Source organism: Paraburkholderia sp. J10-1 (assembly GCF_905220165.1).
In the GTDB taxonomy this organism is placed as follows: domain Bacteria; phylum Pseudomonadota; class Gammaproteobacteria; order Burkholderiales; family Burkholderiaceae; genus Paraburkholderia.
In genome coordinates this window covers 1,189,385-1,209,919 of the sequence record NZ_CAJMYW010000002.1, presented here as the reverse complement: position 1 = coordinate 1,209,919, position 20,535 = coordinate 1,189,385, and the positions used below count along the sequence as shown (strand labels likewise).

The 20,535-nt window shown below is 66.7% G+C and carries 17 protein-coding genes; 8 read left to right on the top strand and 9 right to left on the bottom strand.

Annotation, left to right across the window (positions count from 1 at the left end; genetic code table 11):
• The first annotated feature begins 90 nt into the window (after positions 1-90).
• Both U5A65_RS12185 and U5A65_RS12180 read left to right on the top strand, forming a co-directional pair.
• Entirely contained in the window at positions 91-918 is an 828-nt protein-coding gene (locus U5A65_RS12185) for a DUF72 domain-containing protein (protein ID WP_321946385.1), read from the top strand.
• A gap of 259 nt (positions 919-1,177) precedes the next feature.
• Positions 1,178-2,479: a cation:proton antiporter gene (locus U5A65_RS12180; protein WP_321933321.1), complete on the top strand. Its 1,302-nt coding sequence runs from the start codon at positions 1,178-1,180 to the stop codon at positions 2,477-2,479.
• A 31-nt stretch (positions 2,480-2,510) separates the two neighbouring features.
• Here U5A65_RS12180 and U5A65_RS12175 read toward each other — a convergent pair whose 3' ends face one another.
• The 3 genes from U5A65_RS12175 to U5A65_RS12165 form a co-directional block, all read right to left on the bottom strand.
• A complete protein-coding gene (locus U5A65_RS12175; RefSeq protein ID WP_321946384.1) occupies positions 2,511-3,146 on the bottom strand; it encodes a TetR/AcrR family transcriptional regulator in 636 nt (211 codons plus the stop codon).
• Between the two features lie 183 nt (positions 3,147-3,329).
• Positions 3,330-4,874, bottom strand: a complete 1,545-nt coding sequence (locus U5A65_RS12170; RefSeq protein WP_321933324.1) for an RNA polymerase factor sigma-54 — start codon at positions 4,872-4,874, stop codon at positions 3,330-3,332.
• Positions 4,875-5,016: 142 nt separating this feature from the next.
• Entirely contained in the window at positions 5,017-5,214 is a 198-nt protein-coding gene (locus tag U5A65_RS12165; protein ID WP_321946383.1) for a hypothetical protein, read from the bottom strand.
• Here U5A65_RS12165 and U5A65_RS12160 point away from each other — a divergent pair.
• The gene (locus U5A65_RS12160) at positions 5,213-5,560 is read left to right on the top strand and encodes a BON domain-containing protein (protein WP_321917870.1); all 348 of its coding nucleotides are present in this window, start codon (positions 5,213-5,215) and stop codon (positions 5,558-5,560) included. The genes U5A65_RS12165 and U5A65_RS12160 overlap by 2 nt on opposite strands.
• Positions 5,561-5,654: 94 nt before the next feature.
• Here U5A65_RS12160 and U5A65_RS12155 read toward each other — a convergent pair whose 3' ends face one another.
• Positions 5,655-6,704: an aldo/keto reductase gene (locus tag U5A65_RS12155; RefSeq protein ID WP_321946382.1), complete on the bottom strand. Its 1,050-nt coding sequence runs from the start codon at positions 6,702-6,704 to the stop codon at positions 5,655-5,657.
• 176 nt (positions 6,705-6,880) lie between these two features.
• On the opposite strand from U5A65_RS12155, the gene U5A65_RS12150 reads away from it, so the two are divergent.
• Positions 6,881-11,572, top strand: coding sequence for a DEAD/DEAH box helicase (locus U5A65_RS12150; protein ID WP_321946381.1), 4,692 nt, complete (start codon positions 6,881-6,883; stop codon positions 11,570-11,572).
• A 33-nt stretch (positions 11,573-11,605) separates the two neighbouring features.
• Here U5A65_RS12150 and U5A65_RS12145 read toward each other — a convergent pair whose 3' ends face one another.
• Positions 11,606-13,807, bottom strand: coding sequence for a heavy metal translocating P-type ATPase (locus U5A65_RS12145; RefSeq protein ID WP_321946380.1), 2,202 nt, complete (start codon positions 13,805-13,807; stop codon positions 11,606-11,608).
• 81 nt (positions 13,808-13,888) lie between these two features.
• Between U5A65_RS12145 and U5A65_RS12140 the strand changes: the two genes are divergently transcribed.
• Both U5A65_RS12140 and U5A65_RS12135 read left to right on the top strand, forming a co-directional pair.
• Positions 13,889-14,179 (top strand): hypothetical protein, encoded by a 291-nt coding sequence (locus U5A65_RS12140; RefSeq protein WP_321914638.1) that lies wholly within the window; start codon positions 13,889-13,891, stop codon positions 14,177-14,179.
• A gap of 37 nt (positions 14,180-14,216) precedes the next feature.
• Positions 14,217-14,702 carry a Cd(II)/Pb(II)-responsive transcriptional regulator gene (locus U5A65_RS12135; RefSeq protein WP_321914622.1) on the top strand — a complete coding sequence of 162 codons (486 nt, stop codon included), beginning with the start codon at positions 14,217-14,219 and terminating at the stop codon, positions 14,700-14,702.
• A 4-nt stretch (positions 14,703-14,706) separates the two neighbouring features.
• Here U5A65_RS12135 and U5A65_RS12130 read toward each other — a convergent pair whose 3' ends face one another.
• Positions 14,707-16,167: a M20 family metallopeptidase gene (locus U5A65_RS12130; RefSeq protein WP_321933333.1), complete on the bottom strand. Its 1,461-nt coding sequence runs from the start codon at positions 16,165-16,167 to the stop codon at positions 14,707-14,709.
• 171 nt (positions 16,168-16,338) lie between these two features.
• On the opposite strand from U5A65_RS12130, the gene U5A65_RS12125 reads away from it, so the two are divergent.
• Both U5A65_RS12125 and U5A65_RS12120 read left to right on the top strand, forming a co-directional pair.
• Positions 16,339-16,659: a superinfection immunity protein gene (locus tag U5A65_RS12125; RefSeq protein ID WP_321914620.1), complete on the top strand. Its 321-nt coding sequence runs from the start codon at positions 16,339-16,341 to the stop codon at positions 16,657-16,659.
• Positions 16,660-16,851: 192 nt separating this feature from the next.
• Positions 16,852-17,484, top strand: coding sequence for a LysE family translocator (locus U5A65_RS12120; RefSeq protein WP_321914619.1), 633 nt, complete (start codon positions 16,852-16,854; stop codon positions 17,482-17,484).
• A 98-nt stretch (positions 17,485-17,582) separates the two neighbouring features.
• On the opposite strand, the gene U5A65_RS12115 is transcribed toward U5A65_RS12120, so the two are convergent.
• The 3 genes from U5A65_RS12115 to U5A65_RS12105 all read right to left on the bottom strand — a co-directional run bounded on the left by U5A65_RS12115 (position 17,583) and on the right by U5A65_RS12105 (position 20,522).
• Positions 17,583-17,870: a YodC family protein gene (locus tag U5A65_RS12115; RefSeq protein ID WP_321914618.1), complete on the bottom strand. Its 288-nt coding sequence runs from the start codon at positions 17,868-17,870 to the stop codon at positions 17,583-17,585.
• Positions 17,871-18,493: 623 nt separating this feature from the next.
• Positions 18,494-19,060 (bottom strand): carboxymuconolactone decarboxylase family protein, encoded by a 567-nt coding sequence (locus U5A65_RS12110; protein WP_321933336.1) that lies wholly within the window; start codon positions 19,058-19,060, stop codon positions 18,494-18,496.
• A gap of 115 nt (positions 19,061-19,175) precedes the next feature.
• On the bottom strand, positions 19,176-20,522 hold the full coding sequence (locus U5A65_RS12105) for an aspartate aminotransferase family protein (RefSeq protein WP_321933338.1): 1,347 nt from the start codon (positions 20,520-20,522) through the stop codon (positions 19,176-19,178).
• Positions 20,523-20,535 lie beyond the last annotated feature (13 nt).

Here is a 20,535-nt window from a genome sequence, read left to right as displayed (position 1 = left end):
TTCGCAAGTCGCGATCCGGCACGCTAACCGGCGGCCGTGGCCAGTGCCGCGCTACACTGCTCGTTTCGAGGCTTCGACGGCGGATTTCCGATGGCGCCCTCATCCAGTTCAAAAGCCCGGCACGGCCGGATACGCGTTGGTGTGGGCGGCTGGATCTATGCGCCCTGGCGGGGCGCGTTCTACCCCAGCGGCCTGGCGCAACGCCGCGAGCTGGAATATGCGAGCCGCCATCTCTCTACGCTGGAAATCAACAGTACCTACTACGGCGCGCAGCGCCCGGAAAGCTTCACGCGCTGGCACGACGAAACGCCCGAAGACTTCGTGTTCTCGCTGAAGGCCCCGCGCTTTGCGATGAATCGCCGTGTGCTGGCCGAGGCCGGGGCCACGATCGAGCGCTTCCTGAGCGGCGGCGTATTGAACCTGCGCGACAAGCTCGGGCCGATCAACTGGCAACTCACGCCAGGCAAACGCTTCGATCCAGAGGACTACGCACGATTCCTGGAACTGCTGCCAGGCGAGGCCGAGGGCCGTCCTCTGCGCCATGCGCTCGAAGTGCGCGACGAGAGCTTTTGCACGCCGGAATTCGTCGCGCTCGCGCGCAAGCACAAGGCGGCGATCGTCGTCTCCGGTGACTCCAGTTACCCGCTGATCGGCGACACGAGTGCGCCGTTCGTTTATGCCCGCATCATGGGGACCGCACAGGATCACCCGCAGGGCTACGCCCCGGCTGACCTCGACCTGTGGGCCAGCCGCGCGCTCGCCTGGTCGCGCGGCGAATCCCCGGGCGATCTTGCCACCTACGCAAAGCCGCTCGCCGCGAAGGCCGGCCGGGACGTGTATCTCTACGTCATCAGCGGCTTCAAGGAACGCAACCCGGCGGCGGCCATGGGGCTGATCGAGCGCCTCGCCGCGAACTAGCCGCGCACGGCGCATCGAGCACGGCTTCGACTATTGCGCCCCAAAAAATCGCCGTCACCGTTTGCGAGCGCCTTTTGGGGGCCGGCGGGGATCGGCATTGCCTCTGATCCGGCTCGTAAAAACCCGTAATGGTGTCGTAATGACTCTGTCAGCGACAAATTGATATACGTCAACCTGCAATGCTGCATCGCAGCGAGATACTGCATCGATGCGGTGCGGGCCCTCCCGCCGCCCCGCCGCACCTCGGAGTTTCCCGCCTTTGCAAACCGCAATCGAATTCACCATCCGCACCGGCGTCCTGCTGCTCATCATCGCGCTCTGCCATGCCGCCGCACAGCGCTTTCGCCTCTCCGATTCGTTCGGCCTGACCAGCGCCGGCGTGCTGCTCGGCACCGGATACCTCGCCCTGCTTCACTTCGCCCCTGGCTTCACGGCTTCGAGCGTCATACCTTTCCTCACGCCGTCGCTTCCTCCCGAGGCCTATCTCTGGATATTCCTGCCGCCCATCCTCTTCGAAGCGGCGTTGCAGGTCGATACGCGCGGTCTTCTCGCCGATCTCGCGCCTATCCTCTTGCTCGCGATTGGCGCAGTGGCGGCCGCCGCGGCAGGCGTTGGTGTCGCCACGTGGATCAGCAGCGGCGAGAGCCTGATCGTGTGCCTGCTGCTCGGCGCAATCGTCAGCACGACGGATCCTTCCACCGTCATCGGGCTCTTTCGCAACAGCGGCGCGCCCGAACGCCTGATCCGGCTGATCGAGGGCGAAAGCCTGCTCAACGACGCCGCCGCCATCGCCATCTCCACACTCCTCACCAGCGCGCTGGCGCTCGCGCCGTCCGCCGCGCACACGCACGGCCATCCGCTCGCATCCTTCGTCGTTTCCCTTGTCGGCGGCTGCGCGTTCGGCGCGCTTGCGGGCGCGCTTTTCGTCACCGTCTCGAGCGCGTTGCGCAGTCTGCCCTTTTCCGAGTACGCGCTCTCGCTCGCGCTGCCCACGCTGCTCTATCCCGCCGCGGAACGCTGGCTTCACGTTTCCGGCGTGGCCGCTGTCGTGTGCGCGGGTCTCGCGGCCAACCGGCTCATGCAAACACGCCGCCCCGCCGCGAGCCAAACCCTGTTTCGCCAGCTATGGGCGTACCAGGCTGGCATCGCCTCTGCCGCTGTTTTTCTGCTCGCGTCGGCGCGCGTGCCCGGTTTGCTGGACAAGCTGAATATGCGCGACACCCTTCCGCTCGCGCTCGCGCTGGTGGCCGCCATTCTGAGCCGATTCGGCATCCTTACGATCTTCGTACCGCTGCTGAGCCGCCTTGGCATCTGTGAGCCGCTGCCGCGCGCGCACCAATGGCTGATCGCATGGGGCGGCGTGCGCGGCCCCGTCACGCTTACGCTCGCCGTTTGCGTCGCGCGCAACGATGCGCTTTCGCCCGGTACCCGCGCATTCGCTGCCGCCATGGCAGCGGCCTTCGTGCTGCTGAATCTGCTGTGCAACGGCCTCACGTTAGGGCGTGTCGCGCGATGGCTCGGCATCGCACCACGCACTTCGAGCGAACGCGCCGCACCCTGAGCGCCAACGCAGGCAAACGGGGCCGCTTACGCTACTCGCCGCGCTCGGTGCGCCACAAATAACCGATCGCTGCACGCGTGACGCGCGCCTCCAGCGCCTGAGCGTTGGTTTCGCCGCGCTCGCCCGCTGCGTCGACCATGCCGCGCACGATGGCGATCACGTCGTGCGCGGTGGTCTGCCGGTCGTCGATTCGTGGCGCATCGGCGAGTTCGAACGCGCCGACGAGCACCGCGTGAATGCGCTCGCTCACGCGTGCGTCGCGCTCGCCAAGCGGCAGTCGCCGCTCCTCGAAATCGAGCAGACGCGCCAGTTCCGGGCGTCGCATCTGATGCGCGACCGCCGCACGAATCAGCCTGAGCATCGCCGCCTCGCAGCTCGACGCCGCAGCGGCGGCCTCGACCTCGGCAAGGAGCGGCGCGCTCTCACGGTCGATCAAGGCGGCGGTCAGCGCGTCGCGGTTCGGAAAATATTGATAGAGCGAGCCGACACTCACACCCGCGCGCGCCGCGATGGCGTTCGTGGTGTAGCCGGCCAGGCCGGCGCTTTCGAGAATGCGCGCGGCGGCTTCGAGTATCGCGTCGACAGTGGCGGCGGAACGGCGCTGCACGGGCCGCTTGCGCGCCTCTAGTGCCGCGGCGCGGCTTTTGCCGCGTGGCGTTTGAGTCATGGCGGGAAGGGAAAGGACGTCGAATATGAGCAATGGCTCGTATTCTACCGATGACCGGGCATGCCCGCCCGAGATGCGTTGAAGCGGCGCGCGTGACGATACGCGTCGTCATGCATATCGTCACGCCGGTCACGCGCCGCTGACCTCCCCCCGTCTTTTCGCACGCAGATGAAACCGCGCGCCTCAAATCTGCCGGCGCATTTCCGCCGCCGGCAGCTTCATCATCTGCCGATACTTCGTGACCGTGCGGCGCGCCACCTGCACACCCTGCTTTTCGAGTTCCTGCGTGAGGATTACGTCGGAAAGCGGGTCGCGCGGATCTTCGGCGTCGATCATTTCCTTGATGAGCGCGCGCACCGCGGCCGCCGAGCAGGTGCCGCCCGTGCGTGTTTCGAGTTCCCGCGGGAAAAAGCGCTTGAACTCGAAGATGCCGCGCGGCGTGGCCATGTACTTGTTGCCCGTGGCGCGTGAGACGGTCGATTCGTGCAGGCCCAGTTCGTCGGCGACGTCGCGCAGCAGCATGGGCCGCAGCGCAATCTCGCCATACTGGAAAAACGCCTTTTGGCGCGCGACGATGCACTCGCCCACACGCAGGATCGTCTCGCAGCGCTTATGCGCGTTGCGGATCAGCCAGCGCGCTTCCTGCAGCTGTTGCGCGAGTGGCGAGCGGCTCGTCTGGTCCGAGCGCGCGAACATCTCCGCATAGAGCTTGTGGATGCGCGCGCGCGGCTCGATGGCCGGGTTCACGCTCACCACCCACTTGCCACGCACCTGGCGCACGATCACGTCGGGAACGACATAGCCGCCGTCTGCGCGACCATAGTGGTTGCCCGGCTTCGGATCGAGGCGGCGCACGAGTGCGCTCGCGGCCTGCAGCGAAGCGGCGTCGCAGCCGAGCTGGCGCTGCAGCTCGCCGTGTTCGCGGCGCGCGAGGCGCTCGAGATGCTGCGTGACGATCTGCAGCGCCAGTTCGCGATGCGGCGTGTCGGAAGGCATCGCATCGAGCTGCAGCGCAAGGCATTCGGAGAGCGAACGCGCGCCGATGCCGGGACGATCGAGCGTCTGCACCACGCGCAGCGCCACCCGCAAGCGGTCTTCGTCGAGCGTGTCAACGCCGCCCTCTTCATCGGCAAGATCGGCGAGATCCTGGCGTAGATAGCCGTCGTCGTCGAGCGCCTCGATCACGACCTGCACCGCGATACGGTCGAGGTCCTCGAGCGGCGCGAGGCGCAAGGCCTCATGCAGCTGCTCGCGCAGCGTAACCGGCACACGCACCCAGTCGGAGGCTTCGGAATCGCTGTCCTCGCCGCCGCGATAGCTCGACGTGCGCAAGGCGCCCGGTGTCGGCATCTCGGCGGTGTAGCCCGAGCCTTCGTCGCTGTAGCTGCTCTCGGCGTATGACGTCTCGCCGTATGGGGAAGCGTCCTGACCCATGCCGGCGTCGAGGCCGCCTTCGAAGCTCGATTCACCCGCGCCTTCTGTCGCCATGGCGGGGGCTTCGGCCGCGGGCGCCGCCGCGGAGCCGATGCCCGCCGCGCCATTGGCCGCTTCGGCGGCCTCGCCGGTGTCCGAGGCGGGCGGAACGTATTCGAGGAACGGATTGGTGTCGAGCGCTTCGCGCAGCTCCTGCTGGAACTCGAGCGACGACAGTTGCAGCAGCCTCACCGCCTGCTGAAGACGCGGCGTGAGCGCCAGATGCTGGCGCGCGTGTAACGCGATGGAAGGCATGGCAATCCCGTTTTGTTGAATTGAGTGACAGCCCTCTCATGCAACAGCCATGCCAGTTTTTACAACACCCTGTTTTGAAACGGGATCGACGCTTGCAACAGCGGCTAAGCGAGCCTCTTTTCCGACCCCACAGTGGAGATTTTTACAAAGGTGCGGAAAAATTGCGGCGCATGCCGGTTGGGAAAATCGTGGCCGCATGGACGAACCGTGATCCCGCATCGAAGCCGGCTCCGGTCGCTTCCGGGGGGCTTTCCAATAACATGCAGCGCGAGCACGAACGCGGCGAGGCACGCACCTTGCGAAGGCAGGCCATGACCACAACCAGAAAGGGAGTAGCCATGAAGCGCATCCTGATCCTCAAGACCGCGGCTGGCGCCGCCTGCATGACGTTCGCACTGCTGGCCGGTGCGCAGACCACGACGAACAGCGCCGCGCCTTCGGGCAGTTCGGAATCCGTGGGCCAGCACGTTGACGACGCAACCATCACGACCAAGGTCAAGGCCGAACTGCTCGGCGCGAAGAACGTGAAGTCCGAGCACATCCACGTGAAGACGCGTAAAGGCGTGGTCTCGCTCACCGGCACGGTGCCGAGCGCCGAAGACCGCGACAACGCCAAACAGGTCGTGGAAGGCGTCTCGGGTGTGACCTCAGTGAAGAACCATCTGAAGGTCTCGGTGGCGAGCTAAGAGGTCTAACACACCCCGCCAGACCGCAACAACGAGCCAATTCCAGACCGGATCGCGCCGGCGGCCGCCACCGCCGGCGCTCCTCATGCCTGCCTCACTCCTGCTCGCGCGATTGGCTGAGCTGCGCGCGCCGTTGCTCGCCCTGGCGCGCGAGCATCCAGCCCGGATACTCGGCGGGCAATCCGCTCGCCTCACCCAGCACACCTAGCTCTTCGACACTGAGCTTCACTTTCGTCGCGGCGATGTTGTCGTCGAGTTGATCGACACGTTTCGCGCCGATGATCACCGATGTCACCACCTTCTGATGCAGCAGCCACGCGAGCGCGATTTGCGCGACCGACACGCCTTTGGCTTGCGCGATCGGCCGCATCGCGTCCACGCAGTCCCATGCGCGCTCGCGGTTCACGGGCGGAAAATCGAAGGTCGTGCGCCGGCTGCCCGCCTCGCCTTGCTGGTCGCGACCGTACTTGCCGCTCAAGAGTCCGCCCGCGAGCGGACTCCAGACCATCAGCCCGAGGCCCTCGCTTTCCAGCATCGGCACGAGTTCGCGCTCGAGATCCCGTCCCGCGATCGTGTAGTAGGCCTGCAGCGACTCGAAGCGCGCGAGCCCTTCGCGCTGCGCAATGCCGAGCGCCTTCACGATCTGCCAGGCCGCCCAGTTCGACACGCCGGCGTAGCGCACGTACCCCTGCTGCACGAGCGTATCGAGCGCGCGCACCGTCTCCTCGATGGGCGTCACGGGATCGAACGCGTGAATCTGGTAGAGGTCGATGTGATCGAGCTGCAGGCGCTTCAGGCTCGCCTTCACGCCATCCATGATGTGATAGCGCGTGGCGCCGCGCTCGTTCGGCGACGAGCCCATTTCGCCGAATACTTTCGTCGCGATCACGACCTGCTCGCGCGGGACCTTGAGGTTCTTGAGCGCCTGACCGGTGGTCTGCTCGGACACGCCCTGCGAGTAGACGTCGGCGGTATCGATGAAATTGATGCCCGCATCCAGCGCGCGGCCAACGAGACGTTCGGCGTCGGATTGCTGGAGATCGCCGATCTGGTTCCAGATGCCGGCGCCGCCGCCGAAGGTCATCGTGCCGAGGCAGAGTTCCGAAACGAACAGGCCCGTGCGGCCCAGGGGGTTGTAACGCATGGTGTGACTCCGTCGTGGTTCGAGGGAAAAGCCAACGCGGCGAGGATACTGCGTTCGCGTGACGCTTGCCGAACGCCGGCCCGGACCCGACCACCTCTCTCCCGCCTCTCCCGCCTCTCCCGCTTCTCTCCCGCCAGGCAGGCGCGCACGAAAGCTGCGAGACTGACGGACGTGCAATGCTGACTTCTCCGCCGCCTGACATCCGCATGACAACGTCTTCGCCCGTATCCGATTCGCACGCGCCTGGAGCCGCCGCCAGTCACGACGGCGCAGAAAGCGACGTGCTCGCGCGCTTTCATCCGGCCGTGGCCGACTGGTTCCGGCGCAGCTTCGACGCGCCCACCGCCGCGCAACGCGCCGCCTGGCCGCTCATCGCGAGCCGGCGCGCGACGCTGGTGGCCGCCCCAACGGGCTCGGGCAAGACGCTCACCGCCTTTCTCGCCGCGCTCGACGAGCTCGTGCGCGAAGGTCTCGCGAACGGCGGCGCGTTGCCCGACGCGACGCTCGTCGTCTACGTTTCGCCGCTCAAGGCGCTTTCCAACGACATCCGGCTCAATCTCGAGAGGCCGCTCGAAGGTATCGCTACGGAACTCGCGCGCCTCGGCTTGCCGCCGGTCGACATCCGCACCGCCGTGCGCACCGGCGACACGCCGCAGCCCGAGCGCGCGGCGCTCAGAAAGCGCGCGCCGCATATTCTCGTGACGACGCCTGAGTCGCTTTACGTGCTGCTCGGCTCCGAGTCAGGCCGCCGCATGCTGGCGAGCGCGCGCAGCGTGATCGTCGACGAAATTCACGCGCTCGCGGGCAACAAGCGCGGCTGCCATCTCGCGCTGAGTCTCGAACGGCTCGACGCGTTGTGCGGCACGCGCCTGCTGCGCATCGGCCTTTCCGCCACGCAAAAGCCGATCGAAACCGTTGCGCGCTTTCTGGTGGGCATGGGCGAGGCGGCGCAAGACGCGGACGCAAGCCCGCCCGCCTGCGATATCGTTGACGTGGGCCATACGCGCAAGCGCGACCTCGCGATCGAAGTGCCGCCCGTGCCGCTCGAAGCCGTCATGGCGAACGACGTGTGGGAGCGCGTGTACGACCGCATGGCCGAACTCGTCGCCTTGCACCGCACCACGCTCGTGTTCGTCAACACGCGCCGCATGGCCGAGCGCGTAGCGCGCCATCTCACCGATCGTCTGGGTGCCGAAGCCGTGGCCGCGCACCATGGCAGCCTCGCGCGCGAGCATCGTTTTCTCGCCGAGCAGCGGTTAAAGAGCGGCGACTTGCGTGTGCTCGTGGCGACGGCGTCGCTGGAACTGGGCATCGATATCGGCGACGTCGATCTCGTGTGCCAGATCGGCTCGCCGCGCTCGATCGCGGCCTTCCTGCAGCGCGTGGGGCGCTCGGGACACCAGGTCGGCGGCGTGCCCAAGGGGCGGCTCTTCCCCACTTCGCGCGACGACCTGATCGAATGCGCGGCGCTGCTCGACAGCGTGCGGCGCGGCGAACTCGATCGCCTTGTGCCGCCGCACGCGCCGCTCGACGTGCTCGCGCAGCAAATCGTCGCGGAAGTGGCCGGCGAATCCTGGGAAGAAGACGCGCTCTATGCGCTCGTGCGCCGCGCCGCGCCGTGGGCCGCGCTCGAGCGCGCACAGTTCGACGCCGTGCTGCGCATGCTCGCCGAGGGCTACACGAGCCGTCACGGGCCGCGCGCCGCTTATCTTCATCGCGACGTGGTCAGCCACACGCTGCGCGCACGGCGCGGCGCTCGGCTCGTCGCGCTCACGTCGGGCGGCACGATCCCCGACAACGCCGACTACTCGGTGCTGCTGGAACCACAGGGCGTGCAGATCGGCACCGTCAACGAGGACTTCGCCGTCGAAAGCCTTGCGGGCGACGTGTTCCAGCTCGGCAACGCGTCGTACCGCATTCTGCGCATCGAAGCGGGCCGCGTACGGGTGGAAGATGCCCAAGGGCAGCCGCCCAACATCCCGTTCTGGCTGGGCGAGGCGCCGGGCCGCAGCGACGAGCTTTCGTTCGCGATCTCGCGGCTGCGCAAGCAGGTGGAAGCGGCGCTGATCGATGCGAGTGCGGGTGCGGGTGCGGGTGCGGGTGCGGGTGCGGGTGCGGGTGCGGGTGTGAATGGGACTGCAATCGCCAGCGAGCATGCGGCAGGCGATGCCGCGTCGTCCGCCATAGTCGATCGCGCCACGGCTGCGCTCGCCGCATCGCTCGAGATCGACGACGCCGCGGCGCGCCAGATCGTCGAATATCTCGCGCGCGCCCGGGCGGCGCTCACGGTACTTCCCACGCAGGACACACTCGTCATGGAGCGCTTCTTCGACGAGGCGGGCGGCACCCAGCTCGTGATCCACACGCCGTTCGGCAGCCGCCTCAATCGCGCGTGGGGCCTCGCACTGCGCAAGCGTTTTTGCCGCCAGTTCAACTTCGAACTGCAGGCCGCCGCGACCGAAGACGCCATCATCCTTTCGCTCACCGGCGCGCACAGCTTCGCGCTGGACGAGGTGTGGCGCTACCTCCATTCGAATTCCGCGGAGCATCTGCTCGTGCAGGCGCTGCTCGACGCGCCGCTCTTCGGCGTGCGCTGGCGCTGGAATGCGACCACCTCGCTCGCGCTGCCGCGCCAGACCAGCGGCCGCAAGACGCCGCCGCAGATCCAGCGCATGCGCAGCGAAGACCTGCTCGCCGCCGTCTTCCCCGACCAGGTGGCGTGCGTCGAGAACATCGCGGGCGAGCGCGAAGTGCCGCGTCATCCGCTCGTGGACCAGACGCTCGACGACTGCCTGCACGATGCTATGGATACCGAAGCATGGCTCGCCCTCCTGCGCCGCATCGAGGCGAGCGAGGTGAAGCTCGTGGTGCGCGAGTTGCCCGCGCCCTCGCCGCTCGCGGCCGAGATCCTCACTGCGCGCCCGTATGCATTCCTCGACGACGCCCCGATCGAGGAGCGCCGCACGCAGGCGGTGCTCTCGCGCCGCTGGAGCGACCCCGAATCCACCGACGATCTTGGCGCGCTGGACCCCGAAGCCATTGCGAGCGTGCGCGAAGAAGCCTGGCCGCAAGTGCGCGACGCCGACGAAATGCACGACGCCCTCACGAGCCTCGGCACGCTAACTGAGAGCGAAGCGCAGCAGGCACCGCAGTGGCTCGCATGGCTCGCCGACCTGGCGGCGGCGGGCCGCGCCACGCGGCTGCCGGTCGCGGAACACGACGCGTTGTGGGTGGGCATCGAGCGGCTCGCGTGCGTGCAAGCCATTTATCCCCAGGCGCATTGCGAGCCGCCGCTCACGCCGCCGCCTGAATACGCGGATACGTGGACCGAAGACGCTGCGCTCGTCGAGATCGTGCGCGCGCGCCTGTCGGGCTTCGGGCCGCTTACGGTCGCGCAGGTCGCGCGGCCGCTCGCGCTGGAGGCGAGCGTAGCGGCGCTCGCGCTCACGCGCCTCGAAGCCGAAGGCACCGTCATGCGCGGACGCTTCACGCAGCAAGCCATGAGCGGCGGTCACGAGGAATGGTGCGAGCGCCATCTGCTTGCGCGCATCCATCGCTACACGGTGCGCAAGCTCCGGCGCGAAATCGAGCCGGTCGAGCGGCACGATTTCATGCGCTTCCTGTTCGAATGGCAACGCGTGGCGCCCGGTACGCGCGGCTCGGGCCGCGACGCGCTGGCCGCCGTGCTCGATCAGCTCGAAGGCTGGGAAGCCTCGGCGCTCGCGTGGGAAGACGAAATCCTGCCGGCGCGCATCGACGATTACACGCCCATGCTGCTCGACGAGCTATGCCGCTCGGGGCGTCTCGCCTGGGCCAGGCTGCCCGCGCGCGCGGCGTCCGCATCGACCGTGCGCAGCACGCCGGTCGTGGTGCTCGCACGTCGCGAACTCACGCGCTGGATGGCGCTCGTCGAAGCGCCCGACACTGCGGGACTGTCGGCGCGCGCGCAGCGTGTGTACGAGGCGCTGCTTCGCCACGGCGCGATGTTCTTCGACGAACTCGCCGCCGACGCGCATCTGCTCGGCGTCGAACTGGAAAACGCGCTTGGCGAACTGGTGGCGGCTGGTCTTGTGAATGCGGACAGCTTTGCGGGACTGCGCGCGCTCGTGAAACCAGCGGCGCAGCGCAGCGCGCATCACGGCAGACGTCGGCCGCGCGGCTTCGGGCCGCTCGCGGGCGGCATGGCCGACGCGGGGCGCTGGGCGACGTTGCGGCGCGTTCAGTTGGGCAGTGCGACCGATGCATCGACTGAGCCCCTGGTGGAGACGGACGATACGCAGGCGCTCGCCATGGCAGAACCGACTGCGTTGGATGCGCGCGTCGTAGCCGGTTCGCGATCGCAGGCGCTTGCGCGCGCAAGGCAAACGGGCACCAGCCCGTCACGCCGCTCACCCGCCGCACCGGAACTACTGGAGCACGTCGCCAATGTGCTGCTGCGCCGCTATGGCGTGGTCAGCTGGCATCTGCTCGGACGCGAGGCAGCGTGGCTGCCGCCCTGGCGCGACCTGCTGCGCGTGTTGCATCGCATGGAGGCGCGCGGCGAGGTGCGTGGCGGCCGCTTCGTCACCGGGATTTCGGGCGAACAGTTCGCGCTGCCTGAAGCCGTGGCGCTGCTGCGCGACGTGCGGCGGCGCGGACCGACGCAAAAAGAAGGCGACGCGCTCGTCTGCGTGAGCGCCGCCGATCCGCTCAATCTCCTCGGCACGGTGCTGCCCGGCGAGAAGGTGCCGGCGCTCGCCGGCAACCGCATCGTGTTCCGCGACGGCGTGCCGGCCGCGACCCTGATTGCTGGCCGCTTTGGCTTTCTCGGCGAGTTCGACGAGAGCACGCGCACCGAACTTCGCGCGCGCCTCGCCAGGCCTTGGTGAGGCGCGCCGGGCAGGCGCGGGCGGGATCGGCAGTTAGTTGCGTTGTACCGTCGATGCGGCAGGCTTCGCCACGTTGCGCGTGGCGTCGAAATGCCGGCGCACGCGCAGTCCGTTCGCAACGACGAGGAGACTCGCGCCCACGTCGGCGAACACGGCCATCCAGAGCGTGGCTTCGCCTGCCATCGCGAGCACGAGAAACACCGCCTTGATGCCGAGCGCGAGCGTGATGTTCTGCGTGAGCACGGCCGCGGTCTTGCGCGAAAGGCCGATGAACGCCGCGATCTTGCGCGGATCGTCGTCCATGATCGCGACGTCGGCGGTTTCGAGCGCAGTCGCGGTGCCAGCCGCGCCCATCGCAAAGCCGATGTCGGCGCGCGCGAGCGCGGGCGCATCGTTCACGCCGTCGCCGACCATCGCCGCCATGCCGTACTGTTGCGAGAGCGCGGCGATCGCGTCCTGCTTGTCCTGCGGCAGCAGATTGCCGCGCGCGTCGTCAATGCCGAGCTGATCGGCAATCGCACGCGCGGTCGACGCGTTGTCGCCGGTCAGCATGACGGGCGTCACGCCAAGCTGACGCAAGGCCTGCACGGCCGGGGCGCTTTCTGTACGGAGTGCGTCGGCCACGGCGAACACGGCAACCGCCTCCTGCGGCGCGCACAGCACGATCGCCGTCTTGCCGGCCTGCTCGAGCGTTGCCAGTTGCGCTTCGAGTTCGGGCGAGCACAAACCAAGCTCTTCCACCAGACGGTGATTGCCGAGGCTCCAGAGCGTGCCGTCGATGCGGCCCTGCACGCCGCGACCGTTTAGCACCGCGAACTGATCGACCGTGAGCAGGCGCGCATCCGGCTGACGTGCCCGCCAGCCTTCGACCACCGCACGCGCGACCGGGTGCGTGCTCGCATCGTCCAGGCTCGCAGCGATGTGCAGCGCTTCTTCGGTAGAAAGCTGAGCTTCGCCGGACGCCTCTGCGGTGACCGGCACGCGGACCGCCGCCGCGAGCGCATCGGTCAGGACAGGCTCGCCGCGCGTGAGGGTGCCGGTCTTGTCGAGCGCGACGGCTTTGAGCAGCCGGCCGCGTTCGAGCCACACGCCGCCCTTCACGAGCATGCCGTGGCGCGCGGCGGCGGCGAGGCCGCTCACGACCGTCACCGGCGTCGAGACGACGAGCGCGCACGGGCAGGCAATCACGAGCAGCACGAGCGCCTTGTAGAGCCACGCGCTCCAGGCGCCGCCGAACACGAGCGGCCCGGCAAGTGCGATGACCACGGCGAGCACGACCACGGCCGGCGTGTAATAGCGCGCGAACTGGTCGACGAAACGCTGCGTGGGCGCGCGTTGCGCCTGCGCCTCCTGCACTGCCGCGGCGATGCGCGCGAGCGTGCTGTCCTGCGCAGCCGCGGTGACGACCGCCTCGACCACGCCATCGACGACGATACTGCCCGCGTAGAGCGCCGCGCCGGTTTCCTTGTCGACCGGCAGGCTCTCGCCCGTGATCGGCGCCTGATCGAGCGCGGCGCGGCCGACGGCCACGCGCGCGTCGAGCGGCACACGCTGGCCGGTGCGCACGCGAATGCGGCTGCCGACAGCCACGTCACCCACCGCGTACTCGCGCCATTCGCCTTGCCCGGATGCGTCGTCGCCGGCTTGCCAGACCTCGGCGGTTTCGGGCGCAAGCGCGGTGAGCGCGCGGATGGCCTGACGGGCGCGTTCGAGCGAAAGCGCCTCGATTTCCTCCGCGAGGGCGAACAGGAAAACGACCATCGCCGCTTCGGGCCATTTGCCGATCGCAACGGCGCCGATCAAGGCAAGCGACATCAGGAAGTAGATGTTGATCGTGAAATTGCGCAGCGCGATCCAGCCCTTGCGCAGCGTGGGCAAACCCGCGCAGAGGATGGAGATGACCGCGCAGGCGAGTACGAGCAGGCTGGTCTCCTTGCCGGTGCTCCAGGCGAGCACCTCAGCGCCTGCGGCTGCCACGCCGCTCACCGCCAGCAACAACTTCTGACGCAGCGCAAGGCCAAGCGACGCAGGCGGGGCAGCTTGCGCGGAAGCGGTCTCGCCGAGTTCGCGCGGCGCCATGTCGAGGGCGCGCAGCGCGGCGACGACAGGCTGCGTATCGTCGAGTTGGTGATGCACGATCAGTTCGCGCGCGAGCAGGTCGAAGTCGAGGCGCACGACACCCGGCATCGGCTCGAGCCGGTTGCGGATCAGGCGCTCCTCGGTCGGGCAATCCATGTTTTCGATACGCCAGCGCGCGCGGCGCGTGCCTTCGGGCACCGGGGCTGTACGGCTGGGGCTTTGTCGCGGCGCGCTGTCATGGCAGCAGGCCTGGCCGTGCTGATGCGCCTCGCCGTGGTCGTGCTTGTGCTTGCGCTCTTCGCCATGGTCATGGCCGTGATCATGGTCGTGCCCTTGATCCAGGCCGTGGTCGTGCTTGTGCTCGTGGCCGCCGCACACGGCCGCCACGCCGCCATTCCCGTGAGCGCCGCCCGCAGCCCGTTCCTCATCACGCGCGCGCAGGCGCTGCGCAATGCCGGGCTGCGACAAGTAGCTCTGGTTCATAGCCGGTTTCTCCCAAAAGTGACACAATCATTGAACAGCCTGTAGCCGCTACAGGGTCAAGTCATTTGGGAGAGCCGCGACCATGCGAATTGGTGAACTGGCGCGCTGTGCGCACTGCGACGTCGAAACAGTGCGCTTTTACGAGCGCGAAGGCCTGCTGGACGAGCCCGCGCGTGAAACCAACGGATACCGCAGCTACACGGCCGTGCACGCCGCGCAACTCAACTTCATCCGCCATTGCCGGTCACTGGGCATCGGGCTCTCGGACATCCGCATGTTGCGTCGCTTTCAGGCCGACCCGAGCCAGCCGTGCGACGAAGTCAACGAGTTGATCGACAGCCAGATCGAGCGCATTCATCAGCAAATCGAATCGATGCGCGTACTCGAGCAGCAATTGCGCACGCTGCGCGAGAGCTGCCATGCTCATCAAAGCAGCAGCGCCGAGTGCGGGATCATGAAGAGTCTCGAGCAGCCCATGGACGACGAGAGCTGCTCATGCCATGGCGACGGGCATGCTACAGAAGGCGCACCGCCTGCCGACCGCGCGCCCTCTCTTCACCGCCATTAAAGACTCAAGGTGCCGCGGCGATCACTTCGGCCACCGTGGCCGTGAGCTTCTTCGCGTAAGGCACATGCAGGAACTCGTTCGGCCCGTGCGCGTTGGACTTCGGACCGAGTACGCCGCACACCATGAACTGCGACTTGGGAAACCCTGCTTGCAGCACGTTCATGAGCGGAATCGTGCCGCCCTGGCCGAGATACGCGCAGTCCGCGCCGAAATGGGTGCGAGAGGCGCCGTTGAGCGCTTCGGTAAGCCACGGGGCGAGTTCCGGCGCGCTCCAGCCGTTGGCCGCGCCCGCGTCGGGCTTGAAGGTGACCTTTGCGTTATACGGCGGATCGAGTTCGAGTAACGCCTTCAGTTCGGCCACAGCCTTGGACGCCTCGATGAGCGGAGGCAAACGCAGCGAGAGCTTGAACGCCGTGCGCGGCCGCAGCACGTTGCCAGCGTCGGCGAGTGCGGGCAGACCTGCCGCGCCCGTGACCGAAAGCGAGGGCCGCCACGTGGAATCGAGCAGCGCCTGCTGCGGGTCCGTGGTGGTAGGCAGCACGCGCCGGCCGTCCTGGCCGCACGCCCAAGGCATGGTCTTCCAGACACTTTCGCCCAGGATCTTCGCCGTAGCCTCGGCTTCGCTCAAGCGCTGCGAAGGGATCGCGCAATGGAAGCCTTTGGGCAGCAACGTGCCGCTCGCGGCATCTTCGAGACGCTCGAAGAGTTGCCGCATCACGCGGAAGCTGGAAGGCGCAATGCCGCCGTAAGAGCCCGAGTGAATGCCCTCCTCGAGCACTTCGACTTCGAGGTCGCCCGACACGAGCCCGCGCAGCGACGTGGTGAGCCATAGCTGATCGTAGTTGCCCGCGCCCGAATCGAGACAAACGACGAGGCCGACATCGCCGAGCCGATCGCGCAGCGCATCGACATAGGGCAACAGGTCGTAGCTGCCCGACTCCTCGCAGGTCTCGATAAGACCCACGCAGCGCGGACGCTCCACGCCTTGCGCGTCGAGCGCGGCGAGCGCCGTGACGCTCGCGTAGATCGCGTAGCCGTCGTCAGCACCGCCGCGGCCATAGAGGCGGCCGTCTTCGAGCTTCGGTGTCCAGGGGCCGAGGTCGTTGCGCCAGCCGGCGAATTCCGGCTGTTTGTCGAGGTGGCCGTAGAGCACGACCGTCTCGCTGCTGCCCGAGCGCGTGGCGGGCGCCTCGAAGAAAATCACCGGCGTGCGACCCGGCAGGCGCACGATCTCCAGCTTCAGGCCACGCACCGGCTGCTGCTCCGCCCACTTCGCCGCCTCCTGCACGACGCGCTCGAGATAGCCGTGCTGCGCCCACTGCGGGTCGAACGCCGGGCTCTTGGCGGGCACCGCGATGTAGTCGGTCAACGCGGGCACGATCTCGTCATGCCATTTACGTTCTACGAAGGCGCGCAATTCGTCGTGGTCGAGTTGGCGGGTTGCCTCGGACGGGTCGGAGATCATGGTGTGGGTTCCCAGCAATGAAAAACCCGATGATAGACCCGAACCCCCGCCCGCCGACACCCCTTGCAACCAGTGTTGGCCATTCGGTCAAGGCATGGCGTGCGCTTAGGTCCAATCCGCGCGACAATGAGCTGTCAGATATATTCCGCCCTTTTTTCTGGAGAATGAAATATGGTGAGCCGTTCCGTCTTCGAGATCGTCGTTCTCGCAGCGGTGGTTGCGCTCTACTTTCTCCCCGCGCTGATCGCTGACAGGCGCCAGCGTCACGACCTGCTGATCCTCGCCGTCTTCAACGCCGTACTCGGCTGGACATTGCTTGGCTGGCTGCTGGCGCTCTTCTGGGCGCTTCAGCCGAATCCGCCGAAGGATCTCGGCGGGCAGACCAAGATCCGCAGCCGCCGGCTGGGTATGCTGCTCTTCTCGCGCCGGCTCGACGATCGAGTCCACGCACGCGAAACGCGCACCGCCGAGCAAAAGCGCTCGCCGCATTGAGGCTTATCCGTCCGGCCAACGTTGCAAGCCATGGCGAGCACACGCCGCCCTCGCATGGAATAATCACCGGGGATCAAGCTGCTTTGGCCGCGCGGTTTTGACCACGCGATATGAGGCTGAAGCGCAAAGGCCAGTACCCGTCGCTCGATTCACCCTGACACCTATCAGCCACACCTGACACGGAGCCCCGTCATGCCACACGCCGCCCCGCTGTTCGCCTTTGCCGCCGTCGCACTCGGCATGGCGCTCACGCCCGGACCCAACATGATCTATCTGATCTCGCGCTCGATCTGCCAGGGCCACAAGGCAGGCCTGATCTCGCTGGGCGGGGTCGCGCTCGGTTTCGTGTTCTACATGCTGTGCGCCGCATTCGGCATTACCGCGTTGCTGATGGCGGTGCCCTTTGCCTATGACGCCCTGCGCCTGGGCGGCGCGCTCTATCTGTTCTGGCTCGCATGGCAGGCACTCAAACCGGGTGGCCGCTCGCCGTTCCAGGTGCGCGAGCTGCCCGCCGACCGCCCACGCAAGCTCTTTCTGATGGGCTTCGTCACGAATCTGCTGAACCCGAAAATTGCCATTCTCTATTTGTCGCTGCTGCCGCAGTTCATCGACCCGCATCACGGCAGCGTACTCGCGCAGTCCATCGTGCTCGGCAGCGTGCAGATCGCGCTTTCGATCAGCGTGAACGCAGCCGTTGCCATGACGGCTGGAACGATTGCAACGTTTCTCGGCGACCGACCGGGCTGGCTCAAGCTTCAGCGCTGGCTCATGGGCACGGTGCTGGCCGGGCTCGCCGTGCGTATCGCCGCCGAAGGCCAGCGATAAAGCAAACGGCCGGGCGCCTCTGGCCCGGCCGCAATTTCGTACGTGTCTGGCGCGCCTGCCGCGCGTTTGCGCGCCTGCAGGTCAGCCTGGGTCTGGCGTCAAATCCCGCCGAGGGCCCTTCCGCCGGCCGGGCTGCGCATTTTGACGAATGCCGCGGGAATCGAGCGGGGTTCGATTTGCACCATGTCCTGGGCGAACATATCCTGGCGCAGTTCGCCATGCTCGTCGAACCACTGGCAGATCAGCCAGTGACCGCTGGCAAAGCCAACCGGACCGGCATACATGACGGTCATGCGCGGACCGCCCGATTTCAGGGTGACAACGTCGCCAATTCCGGCCATGGCAGCGAGCGGCTTTTCGGCTACGTCGATGGTCGTATCAAGCATGATGTTCCCCGTTAAAAAAGTCGCACAGAGAAAAAAACCGGTGGGTTAGCGCCCCCGGCTCCCTACCGCCCTTTCGATAATGAGTATGGGGCGGTCATTAATGAGTTTCGCAAGACTAACAACTCGAATTAATGCGTGCAAGCGATTTTCATAACACCTGCTGAAAACCCTGTTATTCGCTGCATGGCAAAACACCGCCCAATCCTGCTTCGCACAATTTACACGGAAAGCCGGCCATGTCTGGCAAAAGCTACCGGGCAGGGCTTCCCCTTCAAACAGTCATATTATTTCGCATTCGCGACTGGAAAATGCCGCGTCGCAACTGCAATAAATATGGCAAGCCAGCAACTGGATTAACGATTACGTCCAAAAAATGAACGCCCGGGTGGCACGAGTGGAAACGTTTTCTGTATCAATAAACCGTCCGTTCGATTAATCCCCCTGCTGTGCCAGCGAACCTTGGCGCTCGAGAGTGAATCCTCATGTTTTAGCCGATGGATACCGAAAATTATGCGGCTGAAATACGGCTGTCACTTAACTGGAATTGCAGTGCAGTGCAAAAAAAAGCCCCATCCGAGAAACCGGATGGGGCGGCGCGTGTGCAGTGCGCGGTCGGGCCGCGCTTATTCCGCGAACGGCAGTGTCGTCTGGCCCTCGGCGCGCATGCCGAAGACGTTGAGCGTCATCGCGACGAGCGCGTAGTAGCCAAGCAGCCCGACCAGGTTAATCGTGGTTTCGTGGCCAAAGCGCTCCACCGCGCGCGCGTACGTTGCGTCGGAAACGCGCTTCGCGTCGTACAGCTCGGTCGTGAAGGCGTGGATCAGCGCGTCATCGGGCTCGTCGAACTGCGGTGTCGCGCCCGTGCGGATTTGCTCGGCCAGCGCCTCGGGCACGCCCGCCTTCAGCGCGATGGGATAGTGGATGTACCACTCGGCCTGCGCCTGCCAGCGTGCGGCCGTGACGAGAATCGCCAGTTCCGAGAGGCGTAGCGAGAGGCCCGTCTGATAGCGGCAGAACGCACCCAGGCGTTGCGCATGCTGCGCCAGTTCCGGGCTGTGGATCCAGCCGAGGAACGGGCCGTTCAGGTTGCCGCGCGGACCGGAAAGGATCTCGTCCAGCACGGCCTTCTGCTCTGGCGATGCCTGTGCAGCGTCGAAGGCGGGAAGCCGTGAAAGCGGGTTTTGCGTCATCGATGGACTCCGTTGGAGGTCATGGCCTGCCGCGCGCGACCGCTTGCGGTCGCAGCGCTTGCGGTGGGCGTGAGCGGCGGACAGTTAGTTGCACATCAATCAGTGACGGCAAAGCTTACGCCGGGCGTGCCGCACCCGTCGTGTCGAGCGCACCATCGACCGCGGCGGCAAGCCGCTCGACGATCGTGTCGATGTTCTGTTCGGTGCAAATAAACGGCGGCGCCAGCAGCACATGATCGCCGTTGCGGCCGTCCACGGTGCCGCCCATCGGGTAGACCATCAGGCCGCGCGCGAACGCATCGCGCTTGATCGCGGCGTGCAGCTTGAGCGCCGGGTCGAAGCTCGCTTTCGTGGCGCGGTCCTTCACCAGCTCGACGCCCACGAACAGGCCGCGGCCGCGCACGTCGCCCACATACGGATGGTCTGCAAAACGCTCGCGCAATCCTGCGCGCAGTTGCTCGCCGCGGGCGAGGACATTGTCGAGCAGCTTTTCCTCGGCGATCACGCGCTGCACTTCGAGCGCCGCCGCGCATGCCGTGGCGTGGCCAAGATAGGTGTGGCCGTGCTGGAAGTAGCCGCTGCCGCCCACGATCGTTTCGTAGATCCGCTGGCTCACGAGCGTCGCGCCGATCGGCTGGTAGCCCGCGCCCAGGCCCTTCGCGATCGTCAGCAGATCCGGCGAGACGCCGTCTTCTTCGCAGGCGAACAGATGTCCGGTGCGACCCATGCCCGACATGATCTCGTCGAGGATCAGCAGCACGCCGTAGCGGTCGCACACTGCGCGGATCTTGCGGAAGTATTCGCGCACGGGCGGCACTGCGCCGGCCGTTGCACCCACCACGGTCTCCGCAACGAAGGCCGCGACCGTGTCCGGGCCAAGCTCGAGAATCTTCTGTTCGAGTTCGTCGGCAAGGCGCTGCGCGTAGGCCTCGTCGGCTTCGCCCTCGTGGCGTTCGCGGTACGCGTAGCACGGGCTCACGTGATGCGATTCGATCAGGATTGGCAGGAACGGCTCGCGGCGCCACGCATTGCCGCCGATCGCGAGCGCGCCGAGTGTGTTGCCGTGGTAGCTCTGGCGGCGCGCGATGAAGTGGCGGCGCGCAAGCTCTCCCCTTTCCACGAAGTACTGGCGCGCGAGCTTGAGCGCGGCCTCGATCGCCTCCGACCCGCCCGACACGAAGTACACATGGTCGAGCCCCTTGGGCGCGGCGGCAATGAGATGTTCGGCCAGCTGTTCCGAGGCTTCGGTCGTGAAGAACGAGGTGTGCGCGTACGGCAGTTGTTGCGCTTGCCGCTTGATCGCCTCGATCACGCGCTGGTTGCTGTGGCCCAGGCACGAGACGGCGGCGCCGCCGCTCGCGTCGATGTAGCGCTTGCCAGTGGAATCGATGATTTCGATGCCCTCGCCCGCCACCGCGACGGGTAGGGTTTGCTTCGGCATTCGATGAAACACCTTGGTCATATGCGTCCTCGAT